The sequence below is a fragment of the Streptomyces sp. NPDC086835 genome (assembly GCF_044745705.1).
GTDB lineage: Bacteria > Actinomycetota > Actinomycetes > Streptomycetales > Streptomycetaceae > Streptomyces.
Map to the genome: position 1 here is coordinate 211,876 of NZ_JBIVAU010000009.1, position 25,732 is coordinate 237,607.

Genomic DNA, 25,732 nt, shown 5'->3' on the forward strand with positions numbered 1-25,732 from the left:
TACCCCCGTGCGCTCGCGTACGGGGACGGGAGGTGGGCATCGACTCCTCGACCGCCGCCGAGGCCGGCCGAAGGGGGAGGTACGTCGTGCACGGACCCGCGATGTCCGGCTGGCTGCTCATGGTGCTGTGCTCCGCGACGGGTTTGTACTGCCTGATCCGGATGCGCAGTTGCCGAGGACCGGACAGAAAGGCGGCGGGCGGCGAGGCGCTGATGGGACTCGGCATGGCGGTGATGGCCGTGCCCGCCACCGTGTTCACTCTGCCGAGCTGGCAGTGGGTGGTGTACGCGGTCGTGTTCGGCGCGGCGGCGGTGCATGCCGTGCGGCCCGGCGGGCGACATCTCCACCATGCAGTCGGCTGCCTGGCGATGGTCTACATGGCGGCCGCGATGGCAGGCACGGGCGCTCACGGTGCGCACAGGGCCGGCGGCGTCCCGCTCCTCACCGGCGTCCTGCTCCTCTACTTCGCCGGATACGTGCTGCGCTCCGGGCCCCGGCTCGTATCGTTCGCCTCAGTGGGCGGCGGCACGGTCCCGGTGGCGGATCCGGCCGGTTCACGGCCCGAGTTGGTGCCGGCGTGCAGGGTCTCGATGGCGACGGCCATGCTGGTGATGCTGCTGGCCCTGTGACAGGCGCCGTGCGAGCGGCGGCCGCGCAGCGCCGCCGCATCCGCGCCGTGGCGTGCGTCACTTGACGCGCACGGGCATACCCGCAAGTAGCCCCGCGCTCATAGGCTGCCCTCATGATGGTCTCGCTCGCGCTGCTGCTGCTCGGCGCACTGGCCGCCGTCGTCGCCCCGCGCCTCGTGTCGCGTGCCGACTGGCCGGAGCGCGAGCCCGTCGTCGCCCTGTGGGTGTGGCAGTGCGTGGTCGCCGCCGTGCTGCTGTCGTTCGCCCTCTCCATGACGTTCAGCGCTGCCACCGCCTGGCAGCTGGTGCGCGGCCACGTCTTCGCCTCCGCGCCGCACGGTGTCGTCGAGGCGTACGCGCTCGGGGCGAACGAGACATGGTCCGCCGCCCTCGCCGTGATCCTGGCCTGCGGCGGCGTGTGGACCGGGGCCATGCTGGCGCGGGAGATCCACCGGGCGCATGCCCGGCGCAAGCGGCAGCGCGCCGAGCTGCTCGTGCGCTCCCCGCTGATGCCGGACGAGGTCCCCGGCAGTGAGCCCTTGGTCGTCCTGGAGGCCGAGCGGCCGGACGCGTGGTGGCTGCCTGGCGCCGCGCCCCAGCTGGTCATCACCACCGCGGCGCTGCGGCGGCTGAAGGGCCGCCAGCTCGACGCGGTGCTGGCGCACGAGCAGAGCCACGCACGGGCCAGGCACGACTGGCTGCTGCACTGCTCGGCCGCGCTGGCGGGCGGTTTTCCGCAGATCCCGGTGTTCGCGGCGTTCCGTGACGAGATGCACCGGCTGGTCGAGCTGGCGGCCGACGACGTCGCCTCCCGGCGGTTCGGCCGGCTGACGATCGCGCTGGCCCTGGTCGAACTGAACGAGGAACGCGGCGTGTTCGGTCCGTGCCCCACACCGGGGGCGCAGCTGCCGCAGCGCGTGAACAGGCTGCTGACCCCGGTGCCCCGGCTCACTCCGGCCCGCCGGCTACGGCTGACGGCGGCCGCCGCTCTGGTCCCGGTGGTTCCGCTGCTCGTGGCCTTCGTACCGGCACTGCGCGCGCTGGGATAGCCGTACGGCCACGAAGAAGACAGGATTTGTTCATGTCTTCCCCCCGCTCCACGAACCCCGCTGCCCCCCACCGCGCCAAGGACACCTCCCTCCGCGCCGAGCGGCCGGAACGGGCGACCAGAGCGAGCGCCCTGTGCGTGCGTACCTGCGTGGTGACCGCCGCGCTGAGCGCCCTGCTGCTGGTCGCGGTCGCCGTCACCTGGTCACCGCTGATCTCCTTCGACCGGGCGGTGGTGGACACGCTGCACACCTCCGCGGTCCAAGAGCCGACGTTCACGCAGGTCAACCGCGTGCTGACCGACTGGGTGTGGGACCCGTGGACCATGCGGCTGCTCGCCGCCGCGGCGGTGCTGTGGCTGTGGCTGCGCGGTGAACGCCTCCTCGCGGTGTGGGTGGCGCTCGCCAGCGCCCTCGGGACGGGCCTCCAGCAGGGCATGAAGGCCCTCGTCGGGCGGGAGCGGCCCCTGTGGCCCGACCCGGTCGACTCGGCGCACTACGCGGCGTTTCCGTCCGGGCACGCGATGACCGCCGTGGTCACCTGCGGGCTGCTGCTCTGGCTCTTCAGGCGGCGGGGCATGGCCACAGGCGCCTGGATGTCGTGCGTCGCCGTCGCGGCCGTCTCCGTCGTCGGCGTCGGCTTCACCCGGCTCTATCTGGGGGTGCACTGGCCCTCCGACGTGGTCGGCGGCTGGCTCCTCGGGGCGTGCGTCGTCGCTCTCGCCGTGGCCTCCTACGGTCGGGTGGCCTTGTCCCGCGGTCACTGAGCGGCCGAGGATCCGGTCCATGACGATCAGGACTGTTCTCTTCGACTTCTCCGGGACGCTCTTCCGTATCGAGTCGGCCCGCAGCTGGCTCCGCACGGTGCTGCGGGACCACGGGGCCTCCCTGCCCGGGGACGAACTCGACCGGTACGCCCGGCGGTTGGAGGCGGCCGGCGCCCTGCCGGGCGGTGCCCACCCGGAACGGATCCCCGGCCACCTGGCCGAGCTGTGGGCGGCGCGGGACACGGACATGGACCGGCACCGGGCGGCGTACACGGGCCTGGCGCGCGAGGTGCCCCTGCCGGACGAGGCCCTGTACGACGCCCTCTACGACCGCCATATGACGCCGGGGGCCTGGAGCCCCTACCCGGACGCCGCGGAGGTGCTGCGCGGCCTGCGCGAGCGGGACATCGGCGTCGGCGTGGTCAGCAACATCGGCTGGGACCTGCGCCCGGTCTTCCGGGCCCACGGCCTCGCGCCGCTGGTCGACACGTACACCCTGTCGTTCGAGCACGGCGTGCAGAAACCCGATGCCCGGCTGTTCCGTACGGCGTGCGAGGGATTCGGGAGCGATCCGCGGGAGGTGCTGATGGTGGGCGACGACCGCCGCGCCGACGGCGGGGCCGCGTATCTGGGCTGCGCCGTCCACTTCGTGGACCACCTGCCGGTGGACGAACGGCCCGTGGGGCTGCTTCCGGTGCTCGGGCTCGTCGACGGGCGCCCCGCGCCGTAGGAGACTGGAAGCAGGACAAAGCCACCCGAACCGGACGATCCCCCGCGTCGCCCGGTTCGGGCAGCACCACCCGCCGGCCCCGGCCCCCGAGGGCCGGACGACGGGACGCGCTGAGTATATTGGCTGTGAGCCAGTCAACGCAGGAGCCAAGCATGTCCCCGCGAAGCGCATCGGTCAATGAAGAGCTTCGTCGACGTTCTCGCCAGCGGCTTCTGCAGGCGACGGTGGAGCTGGTCGACGAGCGCGGTTACGAGGCCACGACCCTCGGCGACATCGCCGACCGGGCCGGTTCCGCCCGGGGCCTCGTCTCGTACTACTTCCCGGGCAAACGGCAGCTGCTGCAGTCCGCCGTGCACCGGCTGATGCACCTCACGCTCGAGGCGGCGCTGGAGAGGGAACCGCGCACCGAAGACGGCCGCGAGCGGCTGGCCAGGGCCATCGACGCGATCCTCGGTCTCGCGACCGACCATCCCGTGCTGATGCGCACGCACATGGCGGGACTCCTGCAGGCCGACGGCTTCGTGCAGTGCTCGGAGCAGCAGCGGCTCGCCGGACTCCTCCGGGACACGGTGGAGCGCTACGGATCACGGGACGTCGACACGGACTACCCGCTGCTGCGCGGGCTGTTGATGGGGGCGGTCTTCGCCCTGCTGCTGCCCGGCGTACCGATGCCCCGCGCGCGGCTGCGCGCGGAGCTGTTCCAGCGGTACGGGCTGGACTGGGAGCTGGGTGCTCCCCCGGGCGGTCTCCCGCCCGGCGGAGCACCGGGTCACATCCCGGATCAGTCGTCGAAGTCGTCGAAGTAGTCCGGCTGCGTCTGCACGTTGAGCTCGTGCATCCGCACCTTCGCGCCGGCGTCGGTGCGCCGGTCGCTGATCTTCAGGACGTCGAAGCCCTTGGCCATGTCGTTGGAGTAGATGTAGCCGTTGTAGTAGTACGCGGACCAGGAACCGGCCACGGAGAGCCTGTCGGTGGTCAGCGGACCGCGCTCGAAGTAGGCGATCTCCTTCGGCTTCGAGGAGTCGGTGAAGTCCCACACGGAGACGCCGCCCTGGTACCAGGCCTGGACCATGATGTCGCGGCCCTTGACCGGGATCAGCGAGCCGTTGTGGGCCACACAGTTCTCGGTCGCGGCCTGGTGGCGCGGGATCTTGAAGTAGCTGCGGAAGACCAGCTTGCGCTTGTCGCCCTTGCCCACGATGTCGTAGATGCCGTCCGCGCCGCGGTTCGGGCCGATCTCGGCGTTGCAGGTGGCGGCGCTGCCGCCGCCGAGCTCGTCGGTGAAGACGACCTTGTTCGCCTTCTGGTTGAAGCTGGCCGAGTGCCAGAAAGCGAAGTTGACGTTGTCCTGGACCCGGTCGATGACCCTCGGGTGCTCCGGGTCCTCGATGTCGAACAGGATGCCGTCACCCATGCAGGCGCCGGCGGCCAGGTCCTTGGAGGGCAGCACGGTGATGTCGTGGCAGCCCGTGGTCTTGGAGACGCCCGGGTTGGTGGGCGCGCCCGGGTTGCCGCCGCCGTCGGGTCCCTCACCCGGGAAGAGCACCGGGAAGTTCACGATCGCCGACTTCTCCGGGGCCTTGCGCGGCACCTTGATGACGGAGATCCCGTCGTGCGGCGGCTGGCAGTCGGGGAACGCGGCGTTCGGCGAGTACGAGGAGACGTACACGTAGACGTTCCTGCGCTCGGGCACCAGCGTGTGGGTGTGGGAACCGCACGCCGTCTCGACCGCGGCGACGTACTTCGGGTTCCTCTTGTCGCTGATGTCGAAGATCTTCATGCCCTCCCAGGACGACTTCTCGGTCGCCGGCTGGGACGTGCTGTTGCAGGAGTTGTCGCTCCGCGAGGAGTCGGTGGACAGGAACAGCAGGTCACCGGAGACGGTGATGTCGTTCTGCGATCCCGGACACAGGACCTGCGAAACGGTCTTCGGGCGCTCCGGGTTGCTGATGTCGTAGATGACGAAGCCGTCGTAGTTGCCGGCGAACGCGTACCTGCCCTGGAAGGCCAGGTCCGAATTGGTGCCGGTGATCGCATCCTTGGGGATGTTCGTCACGTGCTCGATGTTGTCGCTGTGGACGACCTCGTCCACGCCGGGTATCTCCCCGTCGCGGATCGCCGACCTGGTCTCCGCCGACTCGCTCGCGGAGATGCTCTCGCGAGCGGTGGCGTCTCCCGGATCAGGAATCGCCGCCGCCGGCCCCGCCGCCAGCATGGTGGCGAGCAGTCCGGCGGCCGCCGCGGCGACACCCAGTCGTCTGCGTCGCACTCGGGTGGTGTGCAACAGGATCACTACAGTCCTCCCCTGGTATCCGTTCGTGGTTGAACGGTTCACGGACCCCGGCAGTATCTTCCCTAGCATGCACATCTCAACAGATGGCAACACGGACGTCATCAAGGTTTCTGACCGGCGACACGTGCGCAGTAAGTGAAGGCGGCCGTCCGAAGAGGCCCGAGTTCCCCAGGAGGTCACCTGTGTTGAACCGCCCCCGTACCGCGCGTCCGCGCAGATCGGCCGCGGCCGTGGCGGTCGCCGTGGCCGTACTGGCCCTGGGCGCATGCGAGTCGGAGTCCGACGGCCCGAAAAGGGCGGCGGGCGATGACAGACCCTCGGTGGTGGCGCCGGGGAAGCCCGGAGAGCCGGCGAGGACGCTCTCCGCGGAGGAGGCCGCCGCCGAACTGCCGGACGACAGCCCCAACTCCGCCGACTTCGGCTATGCGCAGATGATGATCGAACATCATGAGCAGGCGCTGCAGATGACCGCGCTCGCTCCGCAACGGGCCGAATCGACGCAGGTGAAAAGACTCGCCGAGCGAATAGCCGCCGCCCAGAAGCCCGAGATCGACTCGATGCGCGGCTGGCTCGCGAACAACGGCGGCCCCAAGAAGGACGGCGCGCACGGGCACGACCACGGCGCGATGCCCGGCATGGCCACGCAGGCCCAGCTGAAGCAGCTGCGCGAGTCCGACGGCAGCGCCTTCGACGAGCTCTTCCTGAAGCTCATGATCACCCACCATCAGGGGGCCGTGACGATGGCCGCCGATGTGCTGTCCGACGGCAACAACGTCCAGGTCGAGGAGATGGCCAACGACGTGATCGCGCAGCAGACGGCCGAGATCGGCCGCATGCGCGACATGTGACGCGGGCGGGACGGAGGGGGCTGCGCCGGGGCGGACAGGGCCGCCCTGGGGCGGGCGCGTTGCCCGGGGCCGACGGGCCACCTGGGAGGGGACGAGGGCTGCGCCGGGGCGGACCGCGCCGGATGGACCAGCGCCGCGCCGGGACGCGCGCGGGCCGCCCTCGGGGCGCGCCGGGAAGGACGCGCGGGCGCAAGGCTCCCCAGCGACGCGCTCCGGTGCGATGCTGGAGATCCCCCTGCGGGAAGGAGCGCCACGTGCTTCGCGTCGCCGTCGTCGGATCGGGTCCCAGCGGGGTCTACGCCGCGCAGGCCCTCGTCGGCCAGACCGCTGTGCCCGATGTCCGGGTGCACATCCTGGACCGCCTCCCCTGCCCCTACGGACTCGTGCGCTACGGAGTGGCTCCCGACCACGAAAAGATCAAGTCGCTGCAGAACAGCCTGCGAGCGGTCCTCGAGGACGACCGGATCGATTTCCTGGGGAACGTCGAGGTCGGCAGGGCGGGCCTCGGTCCGGCGGAGCTGCTGGGGCTCTACCACGCGGTCGTGTACTGCGTGGGCGCGGCCAAGGACCGCAAGCTCGGCATCCCCGGCGAGGACCTGCCCGGCAGCCACTCGGCCACCGACTTCGTCTCCTGGTACAGCGCCCACCCCGACGCGGCCCCGGACGCCTTCGCCCTCGGGGCGCGGGCGGCGGTCGTCATCGGTGTGGGCAATGTGGCGGTGGACGTGGCGCGCATCCTCGCGCGGGGCGCGGACGAGCTGCGCGGGACGGACGTCCCGGAGCGGGCACTGGCGGCGCTTGCGGCCAGCCAGGTGCGCGATGTGCACATGGTGGGCAGGCGCGGCCCGTCGGGCGCCAAGTTCACCACCAAGGAGCTGCGGGAGCTGGGCGCGCTGCCCACGGCGGACGTCCTGGTGGACCCCGCGGATCTCGCCCTGGAGACGGCGTACGCCGATCCGGCCGCCGTGCCCGCGATCGTGCGGCGCAACCTCACCGTCGTACGGGAGTGGGCCGCCAGGCCGCCGCAGGGCCGGCCGCGCCGCATCCATGTGCGGTTCTTCCTGCGGCCGGTGGAACTGCTGGAACGTGACGGACGGGTGGGCGGTGTCCGCTTCGAGCGGACCGAGCCGGACGGCACGGGCGGCGTGCGCGGCACCGGCGCGTACCAGGACATCGAGGCGCAGCTGGTGCTGCGCGCGGTGGGCTACCGGGGCGTGCCGACGGAGGGGCTGCCGTTCGACGCCGATCGAGGAGTGGTGCCGAACGCCGCGGGACGGGTGCTGCGGGACGGTCGCTTCTCGCCCGGCGAGTACGTGGCGGGATGGATCAAGCGCGGACCGAACGGCGTGATCGGCACCAACCGTCCGTGCGCGAAGGAGACCGTCAACTCCCTGCTCGAGGACGCGGCGGCCCTGGTGGGGCGGCCGGTCGCCGCGGATCCGGAAGCCGAACTCCGGGCCCTGGGGCAACAGCCGGTGCGGTGGCGCGGGTGGCTGGCGATCGAGGAGGCGGAAGCAGCGCTGGGACGCTCTCTGGGCAGGCCGCCCGTCAAGATCCCGGACTGGGCGGGGCTGCTGGGGGCGGCACGGGGGCCCGGCGGCTCCGGCGAGGGCGGGCGCTGACGACCGTCACGTGGGCGTCCGGGGCGTTCGACGGTGCCAGGGCACGGGGTCGCCGGGGGCCCCTCGAGAGTCGCGTCAGGCATCGGCGAGGCGGCGTTCCTGGGCCTCCGCCGCGTCGAGCACCCGGTCGAGCAGGCCGGGGAACAGCGCTTCGAGGTCGTCCCGCCGCAGACCGTTCATCTTCGCCGTGCCCTGGTAGGTCTGGCGGATCACACCGTTCTCGCGCAGCACGCGGAAGTGGTGGGTGGTCGTCGACTTGGTGACCGGCAGCTCGATGTCGGAACAGGTCAGATCGGCCTCGCCGGCCGCGAGTTCACGCACGACACGCAGTCGCATCGGGTCGGCGAGGGCATGGAGCACGTTCTCCAGCCGGATCTCGTCGCGGCCGGGGTGGGCGAGCACTCGGGGGCTGGTCACGGTGGTCACGACGGCTCCGCTTCGTCCGGGGAGGTCCATGGTACGAGGCCCTTCGTAGTTCGACGCCTCTCGCGGTTCCCCTCCGGGCCCGGCCCGCGTTCGGTAACTCGGCGACTCTTGTAGTTCGATATCTCTCGTAGTTTGACTTCCATCGTACTACGGTGTCTATCGTACGAGGAGTACACCGGTCCCTCTCCCGAACGGAGCCCGCCGTGAGCGCGTTGTTCGAGCCCTTCACCCTGCGGTCACTGACCATCCCCAACCGCGCCTGGATGGCGCCGATGTGCCAGTACAGCGCCGAGATCTTCGGCCCGAACGCGGGTGTCGCCGGCGACTGGCACTTCGCCCACTACGCCGCCCGTGCGGCCGGTGGCACGGGGCTCATCCTCGTCGAGGCGACCGCCGTGAGCCCCGAGGGGCGCATCAGCCCCGCCGACCTCGGCATCTGGAACGACACCCAGGTCGCGGCCTTCCGCCGGATCACAGCGTTCCTCGAGAGCCAGGGCACGGTGCCGGGCATCCAGATCGCCCACGCCGGACGCAAGGCGTCGACCGACCGGCCGTGGAACGGCGGCTCGCCGGTCGGCCCGGAGCAGCACGGCTGGCAGCCCCTGGCGCCGAGCGCGATCCCGTTCGCCGAGGGGCATCCCGTGCCGGAAGAGCTGACCGGCGCGCAGATCGCCGAGATCGTCGAGCAGTTCGCCGACGCCGCCCGCCGCGCCCTGGCCGCGGGGTTCAAGGTCGCCGAGATCCACGGCGCGCACGGCTACCTGATCGGCGAATTCCTGTCGCCGCACAGCAACCACCGCACCGACGAGTACGGGGGATCCTTCGACAACCGGGTGCGCTTCGCGCTGGAGGTCGTGGACGCGGTACGCGCCGTCTGGCCCGAGGAGCTGCCGCTGTTCTTCCGGATCTCCGCCACGGACTGGCTGGAGGAAGGAGGCTGGACGCCGGACGACACGGTCCGCTTCGCCTCTCTGCTCACGGAGCACGGCGTGGACCTCTTGGACGTCTCCAGCGGCGGCAACGCCGCCGGCGTGCGGATCCCCACCGGCCCCGGCTACCAGGTTCCGTTCGCTGCCCGGGTCAAGGCGGAGACCGACCTGCCGGTGGCGGCGGTCGGCCTGATCACCGACGCGGAGCAGGCGGAGAAGATCCTCGCGAACGGCGAGGCCGACGCGGTGCTGCTCGGCCGCGAGCTGCTCCGCAACCCCTCCTGGGCCCGCCACGCGGCACGCGAACTCGGCGGCGATGTGCACGTGCCGCAGCAGTACCACCGCTCGGTCTGAGCGGGGGGTCCCCGGCCTGAGCGGTGGGCGGTCCACGACGCGGACGCGGTCGGCGGACGACTCCGCGCGGACGGCGGGCTGCGGCAGCACGGGCCCGCGCCGAATTCCTCCCCGGAGGCGCGGCGCGGGCACGGCGGATGCGCTCGTGTTCCCGTTCCACCGATGAGTTCCAGGCCGACCGGCGGTCAGCACTTGCATTGCCGGGCCGGCCTGATGACGGGCGCCCACCTGCGCCGAGAGCGTCCTGCGGGTCACTGTCGGTGGTCGGGTGCAGACTGGCCCACAACCGAGACAAAGGCGTCCTGGAGGTAGCGGGTCATGACCGATGTTCTTCTCACCGTGGGCACACGCAAAGGACTCTTCATCGGCCGCAGGAGCGGCGGCACCTGGGAGTTCAGTGGCCCGCACTTCAACGCGCAGGCCGTGTACTCGATCGGCATCGACACCCGCCGGGCCGTCCCACGGCTCCTGGTCGGCGGCGACAGCGCCCACTGGGGCCCCTCGGTGTTCCACTCGGACGACCTGGGAAAGACCTGGACCGAGCCGGAGAAGCCGGCGGTCAAGTTCCCCCAGGACACGGGTGCGTCGCTGGAGCGTGTCTGGCAGCTGCACCCCGCCTCCGACGCCGACCCGGACGTGGTCTACGCGGGCACCGAGCCCGCGGCGCTCTTCCGCTCGGAGAACGGCGGCGACAGCTTCGAGCTGGTCCGGCCGCTGTGGGAGCACCCGACGCGTTCGCAGTGGGTGCCCGGTGGCGGCGGCGAGGCCGTCCACACCGTGATCACCGACCCGAGGGACCCGCTGGCCGTGACGGTCGCCGTGTCCACGGCCGGGGTGTTCCGCTCCCGTGACGGCGGGGAGAGCTGGGCCCCGTCGAACCAGGGCGTGTCGGCCGTCTTCCTGCCCGACCCGAACCCGGAGTTCGGCCAGTGCGTCCACAAGATCGCGCAGGACGCCGTCGACCCCGACCGCCTGTATCTGCAGAACCACTGGGGCGTGTTCCGCAGCGACGACGCCGGGGCGAAGTGGACCGACATCGGCGCGGGGCTGCCGTCCGACTTCGGCTTCGCCATGGCGGCCCATCCGCACCGCGCGAACACCGCGTACGTGTTCCCGATCACCGCCGACGCGGACCGCGTCCCCGCCGAGCGCCGCTGCCGGGTCTACCGCACCCGTGACGCGGGCGAGACCTGGGAGGCGCTGTCGGCCGGCCTGCCCGAGGGTGACCACTTCGGCACGGTGCTCCGGGACGCCCTGTGCACGGACGACGCCGACCCGGCGGGCGTCTACTTCGGTAACCGCAACGGCGAGGTGTACGCGAGCGCGGACGACGGCGACAGCTGGCAGCTGCTCGCCTCACATCTGCCGGACGTGCTGTGCGTGCGGGCGGCCGTCATGAATTGACACCGATGAAGTGACGCCGGAGGCTCACGGCCGCCTCGAGGCTTCTCGTTCGCCGGGACGCGCCGGAGGGAGGAGGTGCCGCGCACGACCGGTGAGGAGCATCAGCAGAACCGAGACGGGCGCACGGGCCTCGTCCCCCGCGCCGCGGGCCCAGTGGGTGTCGGTGGCGACGAGCCAAACCGTGGGGAGCGGCCAGGCCGGGGCGGGAAAGCAGGTCCATACCCGGTCGGCCGCGGCGGACACCGGCATCGTGCGCTCCCGGCCCAGGCCAGGGCGATGTCCTGGCCGTGCACCAGGATGCCGGCGAGCGCTTCACGAGGAGTGATTCAACGCGACGCGGCGGGAGCCGGCGGCCGCGAAGCGCGTCTTTACGGGAGCCGCCAGTCGACCGGCTCGGCCCCCTGGCGGAGCAGGAGTTCGTTGGTGCGGCTGAAGGGCCGCGAGCCGAAGAAGCCCCGGTCCGCCGACATGGGCGAGGGGTGCGCGGACTCGATGGCCGGCAGGTCGCCCAGCAGGGGGCGGGCATTGCGGGCGTCACGCCCCCACAGCACCGACACCAGCGGCTTGCCCCGGGCGGCGAGCGCCCTGATGGCCTGCTCGGTCACTTCCTCCCAGCCCTTGCCGCGATGGGCCCCGGGCTTGCGAGGGGCCGTGGTCAGCGCCCTGTTGAGCAGCAGCACGCCCTGACGGGTCCAGGGAGTCAGGTCACCGTTCGACGGGCGGTCCACGCCGAGGTCCGTGTGCAGTTCCCGGAAGATGTTCTCCAGGCTTCCCGGCAGCGACCGGACCTCGGGGGCGACCGCGAAGCTGTGTCCGATCGCCATTCCCGGTGTGGGGTACGGGTCCTGTCCCACTATCAGCACCCGCACCTCGTCGAAGGGCTGCTGAAAGGCGCGCAGAACGTGCTGCCCTGCCGGCAGATAGGTCCGGCCCGCCGCGATCTCCGCACGCAGGAAGTCACCCATCGTCGCGATGCGCCCTGCCACGGGGCGCAGCGCCTCGGCCCATCCGGGCTCCACAAGTTCACTCAACGGTCGTGCTGCCACGGCCCGTCACTCTACCGGCCCACAGAGTGCCCTCCGACCGGTTGTGGAGCGCGAGTGCGGCGGACACGTCAACGCCCGCAGCCGACCGCGAGCGTGTTCCCGGTCCCGCCCGCGACCGTGTTCCCGCAGCCGACCGCGGGCGCGGCCGCCTGGGCGCTGAGGGGCCGCGCCCTCCACCCCTGATCCCACGCCCGCACCGCGACGGCCCCGACCCCCGCCGCCACGTCCCCACATGCCCCGCCTGCGGATAGGCTGCCGCCGTCGTTACCGGTCCTCTTCGTCCTGGAGTCGCGTGAACGAGCTGATGCTGCGTCAAGACGCCCGTCCTGTCAGCCGGCGGCTGCCGTGAGCTGGGTGCTGGGTGTGGACTCGGGCGGCTCCGGACTGCGCGCGGCGCTCGCGGAGGCCGCGCAGCCGGAGCAGGCGCGGACCGCCTTCTCCGGCGAGCCGGTGCGCACCGGCGACGCGGGAATCGACGCCGGGCACATGCGGGAGCAGTTGGTCCCCATGGTGCGGGGGCTCATGGAGCAGGCCGGGGCCGGCCGGCTGTCCGCCGTGGTGATCGGCGCGGCGGGGATGGCGACACTCGGAGGCCGGCTGCGGGCCGAACTGCCCGCCGCGCTGGACAGCGAGCTCGGCGTACGGCGGCTGGGTCTGGCCGCCGACGCGGTCACCGCGTACGCGGGCGCGCTAGGGGGCAGGCCCGGGGCCGTGGTCGCCGCCGGCACCGGGATGATCGCCCTCGGCACCGATCTGACCTCCTGGCGCCGTGCCGACGGCTGGGGTCATCTGCTGGGCGACTGCGGCAGCGGCGCCTGGATCGGAAGGGCGGGACTCGAGGCGGCGCTGCGTGCCCACGACGGCCGGCGGGGCGGCTCGGCCGCGCTCCTGGAGCGGATGGAGTCGACGCTCGGCCCGGCCGCGGAGCTGCCGGGGATGCTCTACCCCCGCACGGACCGTCCCGCCGTGCTCGCCTCCTTCGCACCGGAGGTCGGCCGGTGCGCCGGACACGACCCGGTGGCCGCCGGAATCCTCGAGCGGGCCGCGGGGCACATCGCGGAGGCCGCCGCCGCCGTCTGCCCTCCGGCGGACGAGGTGCCGGAGGGTTGCGAGGTCGCCCTGACCGGCGGGCTGCTGAAGCTCGGGGAGCCGCTGCTCGGCCCGCTGCGCGCCGAACTGGCCGGGCAGCTGCCGCACGCCCGTCAGGTGCCGGCCGACGGCGACCCGCTCTTCGGGGCGCTGCGCCTCGCGGCGTTCCTCGCGGCCGGTGAGCTGCGGCTGCCGGCGCATCCGACCATGCTCTACGTCCCAGGTGGGACGGGGTTGCGGGACGGTCACGAGGACCCCACCGGATAAACCGGGACAGATGACGCTCGTCCGCCCCCTCCCCGAACAGCCGCTCAGGCAAAACCAGTAGCATGCGGCGCCATGAGCTCCTCCACTGGGCCTGCACCCGGCCTGCCTGTACGAATGCCGCGACCCCGCCAGTCCGGGCGACACCGTCGCCCGGAGCCCGTGGCGGCCCCCGAGGGCGCGCCCGCCCTTGTGCTCGCTGTGCCCGGCGCCCCGTCGCCCACCACGCGCAGCCTGGCCGAAGAGGTCATAAGCATCGCCCGGTCCGAGCTGCCCGGCCTCGACGTCGCCGTCGGCTACCTCGACGGTGACGACGCCGAGTACCCCACGCTGCAGAACGTGCTCGCGCACACCGCCGCCCGGCGTACCGAGCGCTACGAGATCGCCAAGGCCGCCGGCCGTGAGGTGGCGGAGCCCGAGGGACCCGCCGCGGTCGTGGTGCCGCTGCTGGCGGGCCCGGACAACGCGCTGATGCGCCGCGTCCGCCAGGCCGTCATGGACAGCCGCGCCGCCGCGGAGCTGACCGACGTCCTCGGACCGCACCCGCTGCTGGCGGAGGCCGTGCACGTACGCCTCTCCGAGGCCGGGCTGGCACGCGCCGACCGCGCCCGGCTGTTCACGGTGGCCACCGCCGCCGACGGCATCATCCTGGCCACCGTGGGCGGCGAGGAAGCGGTGCAGGCCGCGGGGATCACCGGCATGCTGCTCGCCGCGCGCCTGGCCGTGCCGGTGATGGCCGCCGCGCTCGACGAGGAGGGCTCTGTCGCCGCGATCGCGGAGCAGCTGCGTGGCTCCGGGTCGGTGCAGCTTGCCCTCGCCCCGTACCTGGTCGGTCCGGAGCTGCCAGAGGGGCTTCTCGACGCCGCCGCTAAGGACGCGGGCTGCCCGGCCGCGGAGGCGCTCGGCGCGTACCCGGCGATCGGCAAGCTGGTGCTGTCGCAGTACACGACCGCGCTGGGCATCGCGCCGCAGCCCGGGACGCCGCCCCACTGACGCCACCGGGCGGCGGTCGCGGCCGACGAGGAGCATCACGCCACAGGGCCCGTGCCGGGCGACTCAGGTCGCCCGGCACGGGCCCTGTGCGCTGCGACGGGCGTGGCGTGCCCCGCCGACCTGCACGCGGCTCACGAGCCCTTGATGCCGTACGGCCGCCCGGGGTGCCGGTCATACGTCCCGCCCGCCCGGAGGCGCCGCCGGCCGGCGTCCCAGACGTACGCCCCGCGCGCCGCCCCGGCCGCCGTCCGTCCGTCCGTCCGTCCGGAAGGCTCAGGCCCGGAAGGTTCAGGCGAAGACCACGCAGGACGCCGCCGGAACGGCGAGCGACCCGTTGCGGTGCGGGATGCCGGTGGCCTGGTCGACGGTGAACCAGGTCACGTCGCCCGAGCGCTCGTTCGCCGCGTAGAGCCGGCGGCCCGTCGGGTCCAGGGCGAGGTCCCGTGGCCAGCGCCCGCCGCACGGCACGTTGGTGACGAGCGTCGCCTGCTCCCCCGTCGGGTCGAGAGCGAGCACGGCGATGCTGTCGTGGCCGCGGACCGCGGCCCACAGGTGTCGGCCGTCGTGCGAGACGACCGGCACGGAGGGGTAGGTGGGGCCGGTCGTGCCGTCCGGGACCACCGCCGTCTCGCCGACCGGTTCCAGCAGGCCGGCGGCGGGGTCCCAGCGGCAGAGGGTGACGGCCGGCTCGAGCTCACCGAGTACGTAGACGTGCCGCCCGTCCGGGTGAAAGGCGAGATGGCGCGGCCCGGTGCCCGGCCGCAGCGGCGTCTCGCGGTGGGGCGTCAGGGCATCCGCGGCGGTGTCGAGCGCGCAGATCCGCACGGAATCGGTCCCGAGGTCGACGCTGAGGACCCAGCGTCCGGTCGGGTCCGGAAGCACCTGGTGGGCGTGCGGCGCGCTCTGGCGCTCGGGTACGGGGCCGTGTCCCTCGTGCCGCATGACGCCCCCGAGGGGTCCCGGCGCGCCGTCGGTGCCGACGGGCAGGACGCTCACGCTGCCGGAGCCGTAGTTGGCGGTCATCAGGTGCCTCTGCGAGACCGCGATGTGCGTCGGGGCGGCGCCGCCCACCAGTACCTGTCGGCCGATGGGCCGCGGTGCCCCGCCGGTGGCGGCGAATGCCGCCACCGCCCCGTCCGCCGTCTCGGAGACCGTATAGAGGACGGTGCCGGCCGGCGTCGTCACGGCGGCCAGGTAGGAGGGGTCGGCGACGGCGTCGCTCGCCCCGGTCTCGGTGAGTGCTCCGGTCGCCGGATCCACGGCCGCGGCCACGATGCCGCGCCCTCCCGCCGAGGTGTACGAGCCGATGAACGCCCGTCCCGCGCTGTTGTCCGCCACTGCGCCGCCCCTCTTCGGCCCGCCGGCCGTCCGTCATGGATCACTGCTGCCGCCAAGAAGGTAGCAGGCTGGTCCAGACCAATCTGGTGTTCGGCGCGACGGACGTGCGGTCACCCCGCAGGGGAACGGCTCAGGCCGCTACGAGCGGCGCGCGCGGCGAGGTACGTACGGGAGCGGCCAGCTCCGCGAGTGCGCGCTCCAGGCCGTGCAGATGCGCGAGTGCGCCCTCGGCACCCGGGTGGTGCCCGGGCAGGGGTGCGACCGCCACGACCGCCGGGGCGACGGGCGGCGCCACCAGGGCGTGGACCGCCGCCTCCACGCGCCGGCAGGCCGCCGCGAGGCGGGCGTCGTGCGAGGCCTGCGGGTCCGCCGCGACCGCGGCCAGCCCGCGCACCTCGCGGGCGCAGTCGTCGAGGAGTGCCAGCACCCGGCGGGCGCGCGCCTTGCGGGCGCGAAGCGGGGAAAGGGGGTGCATCAGCGGCGCGAGCGACAGCCGGACCCTGGCGAGCAGCCCTTCCAGCTCGGTGACGTGCGGGGCCGGGTCGGCGTCCACCACGCCGGCCAGGCGTGCGGCGGACTCCGCGGTGCAGCGGTGCACACTGCGGACGGCCTGCTCGATCCAGGCATGGGTGGTGGCGTGTGTGGTGACGGGAAGGACGAGCAGCACGGCGAGCGTCGCGCCCGCCGCGCCCACGGCCGTCTCCGCGAGGCGGAGCAGCAGCAGGGCCGGCTCCAGGAAGCCGAGGAGCCCGTACAGCAGGCTGACCAGGACCGTCACGGCGAACATCATCCAGCTGTACGACACGGCGGCGGTGTAGAAGATGCCGAAGACGCACGCCGCGGTGAGCACCGCCGTGGGGACGGTCGCCCCGTGCAGCGGGACGGCGACGAGGGCACCGGCGCCGATCCCGAGGAACGTACCGAGGACCCGGCGGAAGCCGCGGACCAGGGTCTCCCCGCGCGAGGAGGTGTTGACGAACACCCACCAGGAGGCGCCGACGGCCCAGTACCAGCGGTCGCCGGAGACGACCTGGCCGACGACGAGCGCGAAGGCTCCGCCCGCCACCGCCTGGACGGCCTGCCGTGTGGTGATCCGGGCAAGCCCCGAGCCGCCGGGGAGCGCCGGGACGACCGGCACCGGCAGCCGCCGCTCGTAGCACCAGAGCCCGAAGCGGACGGCCGAAGAGGCCAGGACGGCCAGGAGCACGGCGGCGTACACCTCGGGCAGCTGCCGCGGCGCCGTGTGCAGGAACTGCGCCACGAAGAACGTCATGAAGGCGAAGGTGCCGAGCGCGTGGCCGCGCGGACCCCAGCGCCGCACGTACACACCGGCGCCGGCCACGGCGAGGAACGCCAGGTCGCGGGGCACGGCGTGATCGTGCAGGCCGGCGGCGATGGCCAGTACGGGAAGGCCGACGGCGGGCAGCAGCGCGGTGGTGACGGCCTGGCCGCGGACCGTGCGGTCCGTGACGGTGAACAGGGCGAGGAGCGCGGAGAGCCCGCCGGTGACGACCGCGGGCAGAGCGAGACCGGCGAGAGCGCAGATCGCGACCGCCAGGCCGGTGCCGAGCACGGCCCGGACGGCGCCGCGCAGGCGCAGCCGTCCGGGATCCGCGGCGACGAACATCCTCTTCAGCACTGCTTACCGTCCCCTTTTCGTTCGGGCATGAAAAAGGCGCCACGGATTCCCGCAGCGCCATCGACACGCCTATGACACCATCTTCCGGCCCGCTGGCTCAACTCATCCGGATCCGACTGGGCCATTGGCTCAAGCAAGCGCGCCGCTGTGGGCCGCGGAGGCGGCCATTGGTCCACGGTCCAGGGCCTCGGGCCGTCCACCGCCCCGGAGCGCGGCCCCGGCACCGTCCGGCCGCAACACTCGCGCGGCCCGCCCCGTCCGTGGCGGGTACCCCGCCGCAGGATCCCTCCCACAGCGGTCGCGCCGCCCCGTCCGTGGCGCGTGCCCCGCAGACGGGCCCCGCCCTCACGCGCGGCGCCTTCCGCCGTCGGTCTTCGCCGTGCAGTGCGTCTTCGCCGTCCATGGGTACCCGCCGACATCCGGACGGCGGCGGCAGCACGGGCCGAGGCGGCACCGGCAGGAGAGCGGTCGGCGTCCCGGACGAGAGGCACAGGAGGTGCGGTCCCATGGCAACGGCAACGCAGACGGTCGCCATCGACGCCGGCGACGTCACCCTGACGGGTGATCTGGTGCTGCCGGAGGCGGCTCCAGGCATCGTGTGCTTCGCCCACGGGAGCGGCAGCTCGCGGCACAGCCCGCGCAACCGGCAGGTGGCGGAGACACTGCAGCGGGCCGGCCTCGGCACGCTGCTCATGGACCTCCTCAGCGAGGAGGAGGAACGCGTGGACCGGGTGACCGCCGAGCTGCGCTTCGACATCCCGCTGCTCGGCCGGCGGGTCTCGGCGGCCGTCGACCGGCTCGCCGAGCGGCCGGACACCGGGTCCCTTCCGGTGGGTCTCTTCGGTGCGAGCACGGGCGCCGCGGCCGCACTCGTCGCGGCAGCGGCCAGAGCGGACCGGGTGAGCGCCGTGGTGTCCCGCGGCGGCCGTCCGGATCTGGCGGGCACGGCGCTCGGCCGGGTGCGGGCTCCGGTGCTGCTGATCGTCGGCGGGGAGGACCGCCAGGTCCTCGAGCTGAACGAGCAGGCCGCCGAGCAGCTGACCGCCGAATACCGGGTCCATGTGATCCCCGGGGCGACCCATCTCTTCGAGGAACCGGGGACCTTGGAGGCGGCGGCGGACGCGGCCCGGGACTGGTTCCTGCGTATGGGCGGCGCCGGAGGGCGGTGAGCCGGGCGCGGCCGGCGGGATACTGGTCGTGCTCGATCGACCCGCTGACCACGAGAGGCATACGCATGGTGGACGACGCGCAGGGGAACGGCAGTTGGGGGCGGCGGGGCGCAGGCGGGCGGCACGCTGTCGTCGTCGGCGGGAGTCTCGCCGGGCTGCTGGCCGCGCATGTGCTCGCGGATCACGCCGACACCGTGACGCTCGTCGAGCGGGACCGCTTGCCCGAGGACGCCGCACCCCGCCCCGGTGTTCCGCACGGACGGCACCCCCATGTGCTCCTGGAGGGCGGTCAGCTCGCGCTGGAGGACCTGTTGCCCGGCTTCATGGCCGAGTTGAGGGCGTCGGGTGCACCCCGGATCGGTATGCCGTCGGACATGGTCCAGTGGCAGGGCGGCCATTGGTTCAGCCGTACGGAGGCCACCACGCACCTCTACACCGGCTCACGCGGGCAGGTGGAGCATCTGGTGCGCCGGCGTGTCCTCGCCCGGCCCACGATCAGGGTGCTCGCCTCGACCGAGGCCGTCGGTCTGCTCGGAGACCCCACGCGCACACGGGGCGTCCTGGTGCGTGACCGCGGCGCGGCCGCCGCCCAGGAGCCGCGGCCGCTCGAGGCGCACCTGGTGGTGGACGCTTCGGGACGGGCCTCGCGCGCGCCCCAGTGGCTGTCGGCGATCGGGGCGGAGCCGGCGCAGGAGGAGACCATCGACACGGGCCTCGCGTACGCCTCCCGCGTCTATCACAACAAGAGCGACAACCTCGGCTCCCAGTCGCTCGGTTACTACGTCCTCCCCGGGCCGTCGCAGGTGCACGGGGGCGGGGTGCTGCCGCTGGAGGACGGCCGCTATCTGGTGACCCTCTCGGGGCTGCGGGGCGACGAACCCCCCACGGACGAGGAGGGGTTCACCGCGTACGCGGCCCGTCTCCCGCATCCCTTCATCCACGACTGGCTGCGCGAGGCGCAGCCCGAGGCGCCGGCGTTCGGCTTCCGCGGCACGTCGAACCTGCGCCGCCGCTACGACCGGCCGGGCCGCCGCCCGGCCGGTTTCCTCGCCACGGGCGACGCGCTGTGCACGTTCAACCCCATCTACGGGCAGGGCATGGCGGTGGCCGCGATGAGCGCCGTGGCACTGCGCGACGCGCTGGCCGACCCCCGCCGTACACCGTCCACGCGCCGGGTCCAGCGTGCGCTGCTGGAGGCGTCACGGCAGGCGTGGGACATCTCGGCGGGGGCGGACAAGAAGATGCCGGGGGCGGTGGGCAGTGCCGTCGCCGCCAGGCCGGCCGACCGGGCGGCCGGCTGGTACCTGTCCCGTGTCCAGCACCGCTACCCGGGGGACCCGGTCGTCGGACAGGCGTTCCGCTCGGTGCTGACGCTGACCACTCCTCTCAGCACCCTGTTCGCGCCGAAGGTGCTCCGGGCCGTGCTCCTCGGCCCGCCGCCCCGGACACCCGCCGAGCCGCCGATGACAAGGGAGGCCGCGCCGCGCTGAGCGTTGCGCGCCGCCGCGCGGCGACGCCCGCTAAGCACATCAAGTGTTAGAAAAGAGACATGACCGGGCCGACCGCTCGGTCCGGAGTGCGGTAAGTGGCCTTTCGCCGGTGCGTCAGCCCGGCGTCGGCGCCCATCTCCGGGAAGTGGAGCGCTATGAACGGGCACAGGCCCGACACATCGAGGCGCCCGCTGTGGGGACCGCGGGAGTCCCTGCTGGGCGCGCGCAGCGTCGCCGGGCAGGTACTCCTCCTGCAGATCGCGGTCGCTGTGCTGCTGATCATCGCCGCGGTGGCCGCGCTGGTGCTCCAGGCTCGCAACAACAGCGAGCAGGCCGCGGAGAACCGTTCACTGGCGGCGGCCGCGGCCTTCGCCCACGCTCCCGGCACGGTGGCCGCGCTCGAATCACCGGACCCCACTGCCGCGCTCCAGCCGCTCATCGACGGTGCGAGCCGGGAGGCGGGCGTCGACTTCATCACCGTGATGTCGAAGAACGGGACCCGGTACGCCGACACCGACGCCCGCCTGGTCGGCGCGCGGAACATGGGCGTCGAGCGGGCCGCCGCCGGTGAGGCCTTCACCGAGATCTACGAAGGCGCTCCCAGCGACGCGGCACGGGCGGTCGTTCCCGTCGTCGACTCCCAGGGCGACGTCATCGGCCTGGTCGGGGCCGGCGTCCAGATCGAGACCGTGGGCAACGCGGTGGACCGGCAGCTCCCGATGCTCCTGTTCTCCGCCGCCGGGGCGCTGGCACTGGCCACGGGCAGCGCCCTCCTGGTGAGCCGCCGGCTGCGCCGTCAGACGCACGGCATCGGTCCCGCCGAGATGACCCGGATGTACGAGCACCACGACGCGGTCCTGCACGCGGTGCGCGAAGGCGTCCTGATCGTCGGGGGCGACGGGCGGCTGATGCTGGCCAACGACGAGGCCCGCCGGCTCCTCGAACTGCCGCCGGACGCGGACGGACGCCTCGTCACCGGCCTGGGGCTCGACACCGGCATCGCCGCTCTGCTGGCGTCCGACCGTACGGTGACCGACGAGGTGCACACGGCCGGGGACCGGCTGCTCGCGGTGAGCACCCGCCCCACGGCTCCGTACGGCGGGCACTCCGGCAATGTGGCGACCCTACGGGACACCACGGAACTGCGGGCCCTGTCCGGCACGGCCGAGACCGCCCGGCAGCGTCTGAAGATCCTCTACGACGCCGGTGGACGGATCGGCACCACGCTGGACGTGGTGCGGACCGCGGAGGAGCTGTCCCGCGTGGCGGTCCCGCGGTTCGCGGACTTCGTCACGGTCGAGCTGCTGAACCCCGTGCTGCACGGTGACGAGCCGTCGGGCGCTCCCACGGAGATGCGCCGCGCCGCGCTGACCGGCATCAGCGCCGACCACCCGTTCCAGCCGGTGGGTGACGTGATCCGCTTCCTCGCCCCGGCCACGCCGATGGCCGCGGCCCTGTCGGGCGGGCACGCGGTGCTCGAGGCCGACCTGACCGTCGCGGACGGCTGGCGCGCCCAGGACCCGGAAGGCGCGGACAACGCACTCGCGTACGGCGTCCACTCGCTGATCACCGCTCCCCTTCAGGCCCGTGGCGTGGTGCTGGGCATGGTCAACTTCTGGCGTTCGGCGCGCCCCGAGCACTTCGGCGAGGAGGACCTGTCCTTCGCCGAGGAACTGGCGACGCGGGCCGCCGTCGCCATCGACAACGCCCGCCGCTTCACGCGCGAACACACGATGGCCGAGACCCTCCAGCGCAGTCTGCTGCCCCACGGCCTGCCCAGTCAGACCGCCGTCGACATCGCCTACCGGTATCTGCCGGCGCAGGCCAGGGTCGGCGGCGACTGGTTCGACGTCATCCCGCTGCCGGGGGCGCGGGTGGCCCTCGTCGTCGGGGACGTGGTGGGCCACGGACTGCACGCCGCCGCGACGATGGGCCGGCTGCGCACCGCGGTCCACAACTTCTCCACCCTCGATCTGCCGCCGGACGAACTCCTCGCCCGTCTCGACGAATTGGTCGGCCGTATCGACCAGGACGAGCCGGGCGGGGGTACCGAGGGGATCACCGGTGCCACCTGCCTCTACGCCATCTACGACCCGGTCTCCGGTCTGTGCACGCTGGCGACGGCCGGGCATCTCCCCCCGGCGCTCGTGCGCCCGGACGGCAGCGTGGAGTTCCTCCCGCTGCCCGTGTCCCCGCCGCTGGGCCTGGGCGGCATGCCGTTCGAGTCCGCGGAGGTGCGGCTGCCCGAGGGCAGCCGTCTCGTCCTGTACACCGACGGTCTCGTGGAGCATCGCGACCGCGATCTGGACGCCGGCTTCCAGGCGCTGAGCACGGTGCTGGCGGGCCGCGACGACCAGACCCCCGAGGAGACCTGCGAGGCCGTGTTCGACGCCATGGTGCCGGCGACCCGGCGGGACGACATCGCCCTGCTGGTGGCCCGCACCCGGCTGATCGACAGGAGCCGGATCGCCACCTGGGACGTCCCGCGCGACCCCGCGGCGGTGGCGCCCGTCCGCAGCGCGTGCAGCCGGAAGCTGGACGAGTGGGGGCTCGAGGAGGCCGGATTCACCACCGAGCTGGTCCTCAGCGAACTGATCACCAACGCCATCCGGTACGGGAGCGAGCCGATCCGCGTGCGGCTGCTCTACGAGCGGACCCTGATCTGCGAGGTGTCCGACGGCAGCAGCACCTCGCCGCACCTGAAACGGGCGGCCACGACCGACGAGGGCGGCCGCGGCCTGTTCCTGGTGGCCCAGCTGTCCGCGCGGTGGGGAACGAGGTACACGGCGACCGGCAAGGTGATCTGGACGGAACAGTCGCTGACCGACGGGCAGGTGCCACCCGGCGGCACACTGCTGGACGACTTCGAGTGGTGAGCGCCGGGGACACCGGCCGGCCCCCCGCCCGTCCCACTGGGCCATTGGTACGGTGGAAGTCCGGAAAACGCGCCGCGAAAGGGCCCGACGGACCATGGCGGTGGACGAACTCGACACCCGCATCCTGCGTCTGCTGATCGAGCAGCCGCGCACCAGCGTGCGCGAGTACGCCCGCATCCTCGGCATCGCCCGCGGGACGCTGCAGGCCAGGATCGACCGCCTCGAGCGCGAGGGCGTGATCACCGGGACCGGCCCTCACCTCTCCCCCGGCGCGCTGGGCCATCCGGTGCTGGCGTTCGTGCACATCGAGGTCACCCAGGGGCATCTGGACGAGGTGGGCGACGCCCTGGCGGCCGTGCCGGAGATCATCGAGGCGTTCTCGATCACCGGCGGTGGAGACCTGCTGACCCGGGTCGCCGCACGGGACAACGGACATCTCGAGGACGTCATCCAGCGGCTGATCAATCTGCCCGGCGTGGTGCGGACCCGCACCGAGATGGCCCTGCGCGAGCGGGTGCCCTACCGGCTGCTGCCGTTGGTCGAGGCCGTCGGCCGGTCGGCCGGTGCGTCGCGCTGAACCGGCGCTTGGCATGCTGGACGCCATGAGCACTGCGCGTACCCCTTCGGTCATCTTCGATCTCGACGGCACACTCGTGGACAGCGAGCCGAACTATTTCGAAGCGGGACGCCGGGTCCTCGCGGCGCACGGCGTGCTCGATTTCGACTGGGAGCAGCACAAGCGGTTCATCGGCATCGGCACGCGCGAGACGCTGGAGATTTTGCGCGCCCGGTACGCCCTCGACGCGCCGCTCGACGAGCTGCTGGCCGCGAAGAACCGCGCCTACCTGGAGCTGGCGAGCGCCTCGACGGACGTCTTTCCGCAGATGCGCACGTTCGTGGAGCGCCTGGCGGCCCGGGGCGTGCCGATGGCGGTGGCCTCCGGGTCGTCACGGGCCGCCATCGAGGCCGTGCTCGCCGGCACCGGGCTCGCCGCGCACATCGCCGTTATGGTCTCCGCGGAAGAGGTCGGCCGCGGCAAGCCGGAGCCCGACGTCTTCCTGGAGGCGGCCCGGCGCCTTGCCGCGGAGCCGGGCGACTGCGTGGTCGTGGAGGACGCGCCGCCGGGGGCGGCGGCCGCCCGCGCGGCGGGTATGCGGTGCATCGCCGTGCCGTACGTCGAGGACACGGCCGAGGACACCGCGTTCCTCGCGGCGGACCTGCTGTTCAAGGGCGGGCAGCGGGAGTTCACGGCGGAGGCCGCGTACGGGTGGGTCATGGGCGGGGCGTGACGCGCGTACACGTGGATCACGCGCGAGGCGCGAGGGCCGGGCAGGCGCACGCTCGGACGCCGCCCTCCCCCGAGGGCCGGGCAGTGCTCAGACGCCGCCCTCCCCCAGTTGCCCGCGCAGTCGCTGGGCGCGCAGGACGAGGAGCATCTCGAAGCGGCGGTCGGGGTCGTCGATCACGTCGCCCCACAGTTCGCGGATCTGCCGCAGCCGGTAGCGGGCCGTCTGGGGGTGGATGCCGAGGCGGTGCGCCACCTCGGGTGCTCCGCCCGCGGTCTCCATCCAGGCGAGCAGGGTCTCCGCCAGGCGGCGGGCCTGGGTGGGGGCCGCGTCGCGCAGCGGCGCCAGGCAGCGGCGGGCCGCCGCGTCGATCAGTTCTCCCGACGGCAGTAACACCAGCTCCTCCGTGCGCTCCGTGCAGTGCAGCACCTCGCCGTCCGGCAGCAGCCCGCTCTCGATGAGACGGACCGCCGTCTCCGCCCAGCGCAGCGACCTGGCGGCCGCCGCGAGCGGCACCGGCGGGCCGATCGCGCCCGACCAGCCGGCCGTGGCGCGGCGCAGGGTCTCGGAGCGGCCGGCGGTGCACGGTTCCGGCACCACGATGCGCGGCTGTTCGCTCTCCATGTCGAGCAGGATCCCCTGTTCGACGGCCGGTGCGACGGCTTCCCTGGCGGGGCGCACCAGGACGCCGACGGCGACGGTGGCGGGCAGTTCCCAGCTGATGCGGGCCGCCCTTTCCGCGAGCGTCCCGGCGGGGTCGCCGCGGTGCTCGACGAGCAGCAGGTCGATCAACTGGCGTTGCAGGCGCAGGCGTTCGCCCGCGCGGCGTGCCGCTGCCTCGGCGTAGCCGCGTACCGACTGTTCCACGAGGCCGTCCAGGTACTCGAAGCCGGATTCGGCGAGTTCGTACATGGCGGGCGCGGCGATGTCGACCTTCTGCCCGATCTCGGCGAACCGCCGCCAGGCCAGTCTGACGCCCAGCCGATAGGTGGCCTGGAGGAAGTCGAGGCTGCGGCCACCGCGGCCTTCGCCGCGGCCGAACTCCTGGAAGACGTCCGGCGGTACGCGGGGGCACCCTCTGCCGGACGCCAGATTGTGTACGAAGCCTTCGATGGCGCGGCGGATGCCGACGAGTGCCATCGGCTCGCCGGACTCGTCCTCCACCAACTTCAGTTGGGGGTACTCGCGCCGTATCTCGCCGAGGATCTCCTGGGCGAGCTCCTGTGCCCCGGCCAGGGCGATGACGGCGAAACGGTCGACCTGTGCCTTGGGCACCTCGCTCCACGCGGGGCGGGTCATCGGGCGGGCCGGCCGGTGTCGTAGCTGATCAGTGGGGTGTTCGGCTGTTCCGGGGTGGTCTGCAGCGCGGCCACGATGCCCAGGGCCGTGCCCACGGCGAGCGCCGCGGCCAACGCTGCGGTGACGGCGGCGGCAAGAAGTCTGCGCATGTCGGGTCAGCTCCTAGCTGGAGGCGATCCCCACCCGTCGGCCGGC

The 25,732-nt window shown here is 73.1% G+C and carries 23 protein-coding genes; 16 read left to right on the forward strand and 7 right to left on the reverse strand.

Annotated elements, in window-relative coordinates:
* The first annotated feature begins 86 nt into the window (after positions 1–86).
* The 5 genes from ACIPJI_RS27020 (at position 87) to ACIPJI_RS27040 (ending at position 3,978) form a co-directional block, all read left to right on the forward strand.
* Positions 87–629 carry a DUF5134 domain-containing protein gene (locus ACIPJI_RS27020; RefSeq protein WP_402249381.1) on the forward strand — a complete coding sequence of 181 codons (543 nt, stop codon included), beginning with the start codon at positions 87–89 and terminating at the stop codon, positions 627–629.
* Positions 630–742: 113 nt separating this feature from the next.
* Positions 743–1,678, forward strand: coding sequence for a M56 family metallopeptidase (locus tag ACIPJI_RS27025; protein WP_402249383.1), 936 nt, complete (start codon positions 743–745; stop codon positions 1,676–1,678).
* A 32-nt stretch (positions 1,679–1,710) separates the two neighbouring features.
* Positions 1,711–2,442 carry a phosphatase PAP2 family protein gene (locus tag ACIPJI_RS27030; protein WP_356620394.1) on the forward strand — a complete coding sequence of 244 codons (732 nt, stop codon included), beginning with the start codon at positions 1,711–1,713 and terminating at the stop codon, positions 2,440–2,442.
* 19 nt (positions 2,443–2,461) lie between these two features.
* Positions 2,462–3,172 carry an HAD family hydrolase gene (locus tag ACIPJI_RS27035; protein WP_356620393.1) on the forward strand — a complete coding sequence of 237 codons (711 nt, stop codon included), beginning with the start codon at positions 2,462–2,464 and terminating at the stop codon, positions 3,170–3,172.
* Between the two features lie 152 nt (positions 3,173–3,324).
* Positions 3,325–3,978, forward strand: a complete 654-nt coding sequence (locus ACIPJI_RS27040) for a helix-turn-helix domain-containing protein (RefSeq protein ID WP_356620392.1) — start codon at positions 3,325–3,327, stop codon at positions 3,976–3,978.
* Here ACIPJI_RS27040 and ACIPJI_RS27045 read toward each other — a convergent pair.
* The gene (locus ACIPJI_RS27045) at positions 3,954–5,465 is read right to left on the reverse strand and encodes a hypothetical protein (RefSeq protein ID WP_356620391.1); all 1,512 of its coding nucleotides are present in this window, start codon (positions 5,463–5,465) and stop codon (positions 3,954–3,956) included. The genes ACIPJI_RS27040 and ACIPJI_RS27045 overlap by 25 nt on opposite strands.
* A 182-nt stretch (positions 5,466–5,647) precedes the next feature.
* Here ACIPJI_RS27045 and ACIPJI_RS27050 point away from each other — a divergent pair, with 182 nt between their 5' ends.
* Positions 5,648–6,313 (forward strand): DUF305 domain-containing protein, encoded by a 666-nt coding sequence (locus ACIPJI_RS27050; RefSeq protein ID WP_402249386.1) that lies wholly within the window; start codon positions 5,648–5,650, stop codon positions 6,311–6,313.
* A gap of 254 nt (positions 6,314–6,567) precedes the next feature.
* A complete protein-coding gene (locus ACIPJI_RS27055; RefSeq protein ID WP_307705098.1) occupies positions 6,568–7,935 on the forward strand; it encodes an FAD-dependent oxidoreductase in 1,368 nt (455 codons plus the stop codon).
* 75 nt (positions 7,936–8,010) lie between these two features.
* Here ACIPJI_RS27055 and ACIPJI_RS27060 read toward each other — a convergent pair whose 3' ends face one another.
* Positions 8,011–8,361 carry a helix-turn-helix transcriptional regulator gene (locus ACIPJI_RS27060; RefSeq protein ID WP_307705099.1) on the reverse strand — a complete coding sequence of 117 codons (351 nt, stop codon included), beginning with the start codon at positions 8,359–8,361 and terminating at the stop codon, positions 8,011–8,013.
* 203 nt (positions 8,362–8,564) lie between these two features.
* On the opposite strand from ACIPJI_RS27060, the gene ACIPJI_RS27065 reads away from it, so the two are divergent.
* Both ACIPJI_RS27065 and ACIPJI_RS27070 read left to right on the forward strand, forming a co-directional pair.
* Positions 8,565–9,644 carry an NADH:flavin oxidoreductase/NADH oxidase gene (locus tag ACIPJI_RS27065; protein WP_402249389.1) on the forward strand — a complete coding sequence of 360 codons (1,080 nt, stop codon included), beginning with the start codon at positions 8,565–8,567 and terminating at the stop codon, positions 9,642–9,644.
* Positions 9,645–9,962: 318 nt separating this feature from the next.
* Positions 9,963–11,048: a sialidase family protein gene (locus ACIPJI_RS27070; protein WP_307705101.1), complete on the forward strand. Its 1,086-nt coding sequence runs from the start codon at positions 9,963–9,965 to the stop codon at positions 11,046–11,048.
* 368 nt (positions 11,049–11,416) lie between these two features.
* On the opposite strand, the gene ACIPJI_RS27075 is transcribed toward ACIPJI_RS27070, so the two are convergent.
* Positions 11,417–12,094 (reverse strand): uracil-DNA glycosylase, encoded by a 678-nt coding sequence (locus tag ACIPJI_RS27075; protein ID WP_307705102.1) that lies wholly within the window; start codon positions 12,092–12,094, stop codon positions 11,417–11,419.
* 345 nt (positions 12,095–12,439) lie between these two features.
* Here ACIPJI_RS27075 and ACIPJI_RS27080 point away from each other — a divergent pair, with 345 nt between their 5' ends.
* Together ACIPJI_RS27080 and ACIPJI_RS27085 are read left to right on the forward strand one after the other, a co-directional pair.
* The gene (locus ACIPJI_RS27080) at positions 12,440–13,450 is read left to right on the forward strand and encodes a BadF/BadG/BcrA/BcrD ATPase family protein (protein WP_356620386.1); all 1,011 of its coding nucleotides are present in this window, start codon (positions 12,440–12,442) and stop codon (positions 13,448–13,450) included.
* A 72-nt stretch (positions 13,451–13,522) separates the two neighbouring features.
* Positions 13,523–14,440 (forward strand): sirohydrochlorin chelatase, encoded by a 918-nt coding sequence (locus ACIPJI_RS27085; protein WP_307705104.1) that lies wholly within the window; start codon positions 13,523–13,525, stop codon positions 14,438–14,440.
* Between the two features lie 288 nt (positions 14,441–14,728).
* Here the strand turns inward: ACIPJI_RS27085 and ACIPJI_RS27090 are convergent, their stop codons facing one another.
* Positions 14,729–15,778 (reverse strand): lactonase family protein, encoded by a 1,050-nt coding sequence (locus ACIPJI_RS27090; RefSeq protein ID WP_402249392.1) that lies wholly within the window; start codon positions 15,776–15,778, stop codon positions 14,729–14,731.
* A gap of 130 nt (positions 15,779–15,908) precedes the next feature.
* Positions 15,909–17,417, reverse strand: a complete 1,509-nt coding sequence (locus ACIPJI_RS27095; protein WP_402249394.1) for an FUSC family protein — start codon at positions 17,415–17,417, stop codon at positions 15,909–15,911.
* A 506-nt stretch (positions 17,418–17,923) separates the two neighbouring features.
* Here ACIPJI_RS27095 and ACIPJI_RS27100 point away from each other — a divergent pair.
* The 5 genes from ACIPJI_RS27100 (at position 17,924) to ACIPJI_RS27120 (ending at position 24,241) form a co-directional block, all read left to right on the forward strand.
* Positions 17,924–18,586 carry a dienelactone hydrolase family protein gene (locus ACIPJI_RS27100; protein WP_402249396.1) on the forward strand — a complete coding sequence of 221 codons (663 nt, stop codon included), beginning with the start codon at positions 17,924–17,926 and terminating at the stop codon, positions 18,584–18,586.
* 65 nt (positions 18,587–18,651) lie between these two features.
* Positions 18,652–20,076 carry an FAD-dependent oxidoreductase gene (locus ACIPJI_RS27105; RefSeq protein ID WP_402249398.1) on the forward strand — a complete coding sequence of 475 codons (1,425 nt, stop codon included), beginning with the start codon at positions 18,652–18,654 and terminating at the stop codon, positions 20,074–20,076.
* 155 nt (positions 20,077–20,231) lie between these two features.
* The gene (locus ACIPJI_RS27110; RefSeq protein WP_307705109.1) at positions 20,232–22,952 is read left to right on the forward strand and encodes a SpoIIE family protein phosphatase; all 2,721 of its coding nucleotides are present in this window, start codon (positions 20,232–20,234) and stop codon (positions 22,950–22,952) included.
* Positions 22,953–23,046: 94 nt separating this feature from the next.
* Positions 23,047–23,529 carry an Lrp/AsnC family transcriptional regulator gene (locus ACIPJI_RS27115; RefSeq protein WP_402249400.1) on the forward strand — a complete coding sequence of 161 codons (483 nt, stop codon included), beginning with the start codon at positions 23,047–23,049 and terminating at the stop codon, positions 23,527–23,529.
* Between the two features lie 25 nt (positions 23,530–23,554).
* Positions 23,555–24,241: an HAD family phosphatase gene (locus tag ACIPJI_RS27120; protein WP_307705111.1), complete on the forward strand. Its 687-nt coding sequence runs from the start codon at positions 23,555–23,557 to the stop codon at positions 24,239–24,241.
* Between the two features lie 87 nt (positions 24,242–24,328).
* On the opposite strand, the gene ACIPJI_RS27125 is transcribed toward ACIPJI_RS27120, so the two are convergent.
* Positions 24,329–25,537 carry a helix-turn-helix domain-containing protein gene (locus ACIPJI_RS27125; protein ID WP_307705112.1) on the reverse strand — a complete coding sequence of 403 codons (1,209 nt, stop codon included), beginning with the start codon at positions 25,535–25,537 and terminating at the stop codon, positions 24,329–24,331.
* Positions 25,534–25,686 carry a hypothetical protein gene (locus tag ACIPJI_RS27130; RefSeq protein ID WP_307705113.1) on the reverse strand — a complete coding sequence of 51 codons (153 nt, stop codon included), beginning with the start codon at positions 25,684–25,686 and terminating at the stop codon, positions 25,534–25,536. Before ACIPJI_RS27130 ends, ACIPJI_RS27125 begins: the two co-directional genes overlap by 4 nt.
* Between the last annotated feature and the right edge of the window lie 46 nt (positions 25,687–25,732).

What these genes read in the sequence shown, in the direction of transcription:
- ACIPJI_RS27025 (WP_402249383.1), top strand. Translation starts at nt 743, where the DNA reads ATGATGGTCTCGCTCGCGCTGCTGCTGCTCGGCGCACTGGCCGCCGTC.
- ACIPJI_RS27030 (WP_356620394.1), top strand. Translation starts at nt 1,711, where the DNA reads ATGTCTTCCCCCCGCTCCACGAACCCCGCTGCCCCCCACCGCGCCAAG.
- ACIPJI_RS27035 (WP_356620393.1), top strand. Translation starts at nt 2,462, where the DNA reads ATGACGATCAGGACTGTTCTCTTCGACTTCTCCGGGACGCTCTTCCGT.
- ACIPJI_RS27040 (WP_356620392.1), top strand. Translation starts at nt 3,325, where the DNA reads ATGTCCCCGCGAAGCGCATCGGTCAATGAAGAGCTTCGTCGACGTTCT.
- ACIPJI_RS27070 (WP_307705101.1), top strand. Translation starts at nt 9,963, where the DNA reads ATGACCGATGTTCTTCTCACCGTGGGCACACGCAAAGGACTCTTCATC.
- ACIPJI_RS27085 (WP_307705104.1), top strand. Translation starts at nt 13,523, where the DNA reads ATGAGCTCCTCCACTGGGCCTGCACCCGGCCTGCCTGTACGAATGCCG.
- ACIPJI_RS27100 (WP_402249396.1), top strand. Translation starts at nt 17,924, where the DNA reads ATGGCAACGGCAACGCAGACGGTCGCCATCGACGCCGGCGACGTCACC.
- ACIPJI_RS27105 (WP_402249398.1), top strand. Translation starts at nt 18,652, where the DNA reads ATGGTGGACGACGCGCAGGGGAACGGCAGTTGGGGGCGGCGGGGCGCA.
- ACIPJI_RS27110 (WP_307705109.1), top strand. Translation starts at nt 20,232, where the DNA reads ATGAACGGGCACAGGCCCGACACATCGAGGCGCCCGCTGTGGGGACCG.
- ACIPJI_RS27115 (WP_402249400.1), top strand. Translation starts at nt 23,047, where the DNA reads ATGGCGGTGGACGAACTCGACACCCGCATCCTGCGTCTGCTGATCGAG.
- ACIPJI_RS27120 (WP_307705111.1), top strand. Translation starts at nt 23,555, where the DNA reads ATGAGCACTGCGCGTACCCCTTCGGTCATCTTCGATCTCGACGGCACA.
- ACIPJI_RS27125 (WP_307705112.1), bottom strand. Translation starts at nt 25,537, where the DNA reads ATGACCCGCCCCGCGTGGAGCGAGGTGCCCAAGGCACAGGTCGACCGT.
- ACIPJI_RS27130 (WP_307705113.1), bottom strand. Translation starts at nt 25,686, where the DNA reads ATGCGCAGACTTCTTGCCGCCGCCGTCACCGCAGCGTTGGCCGCGGCG.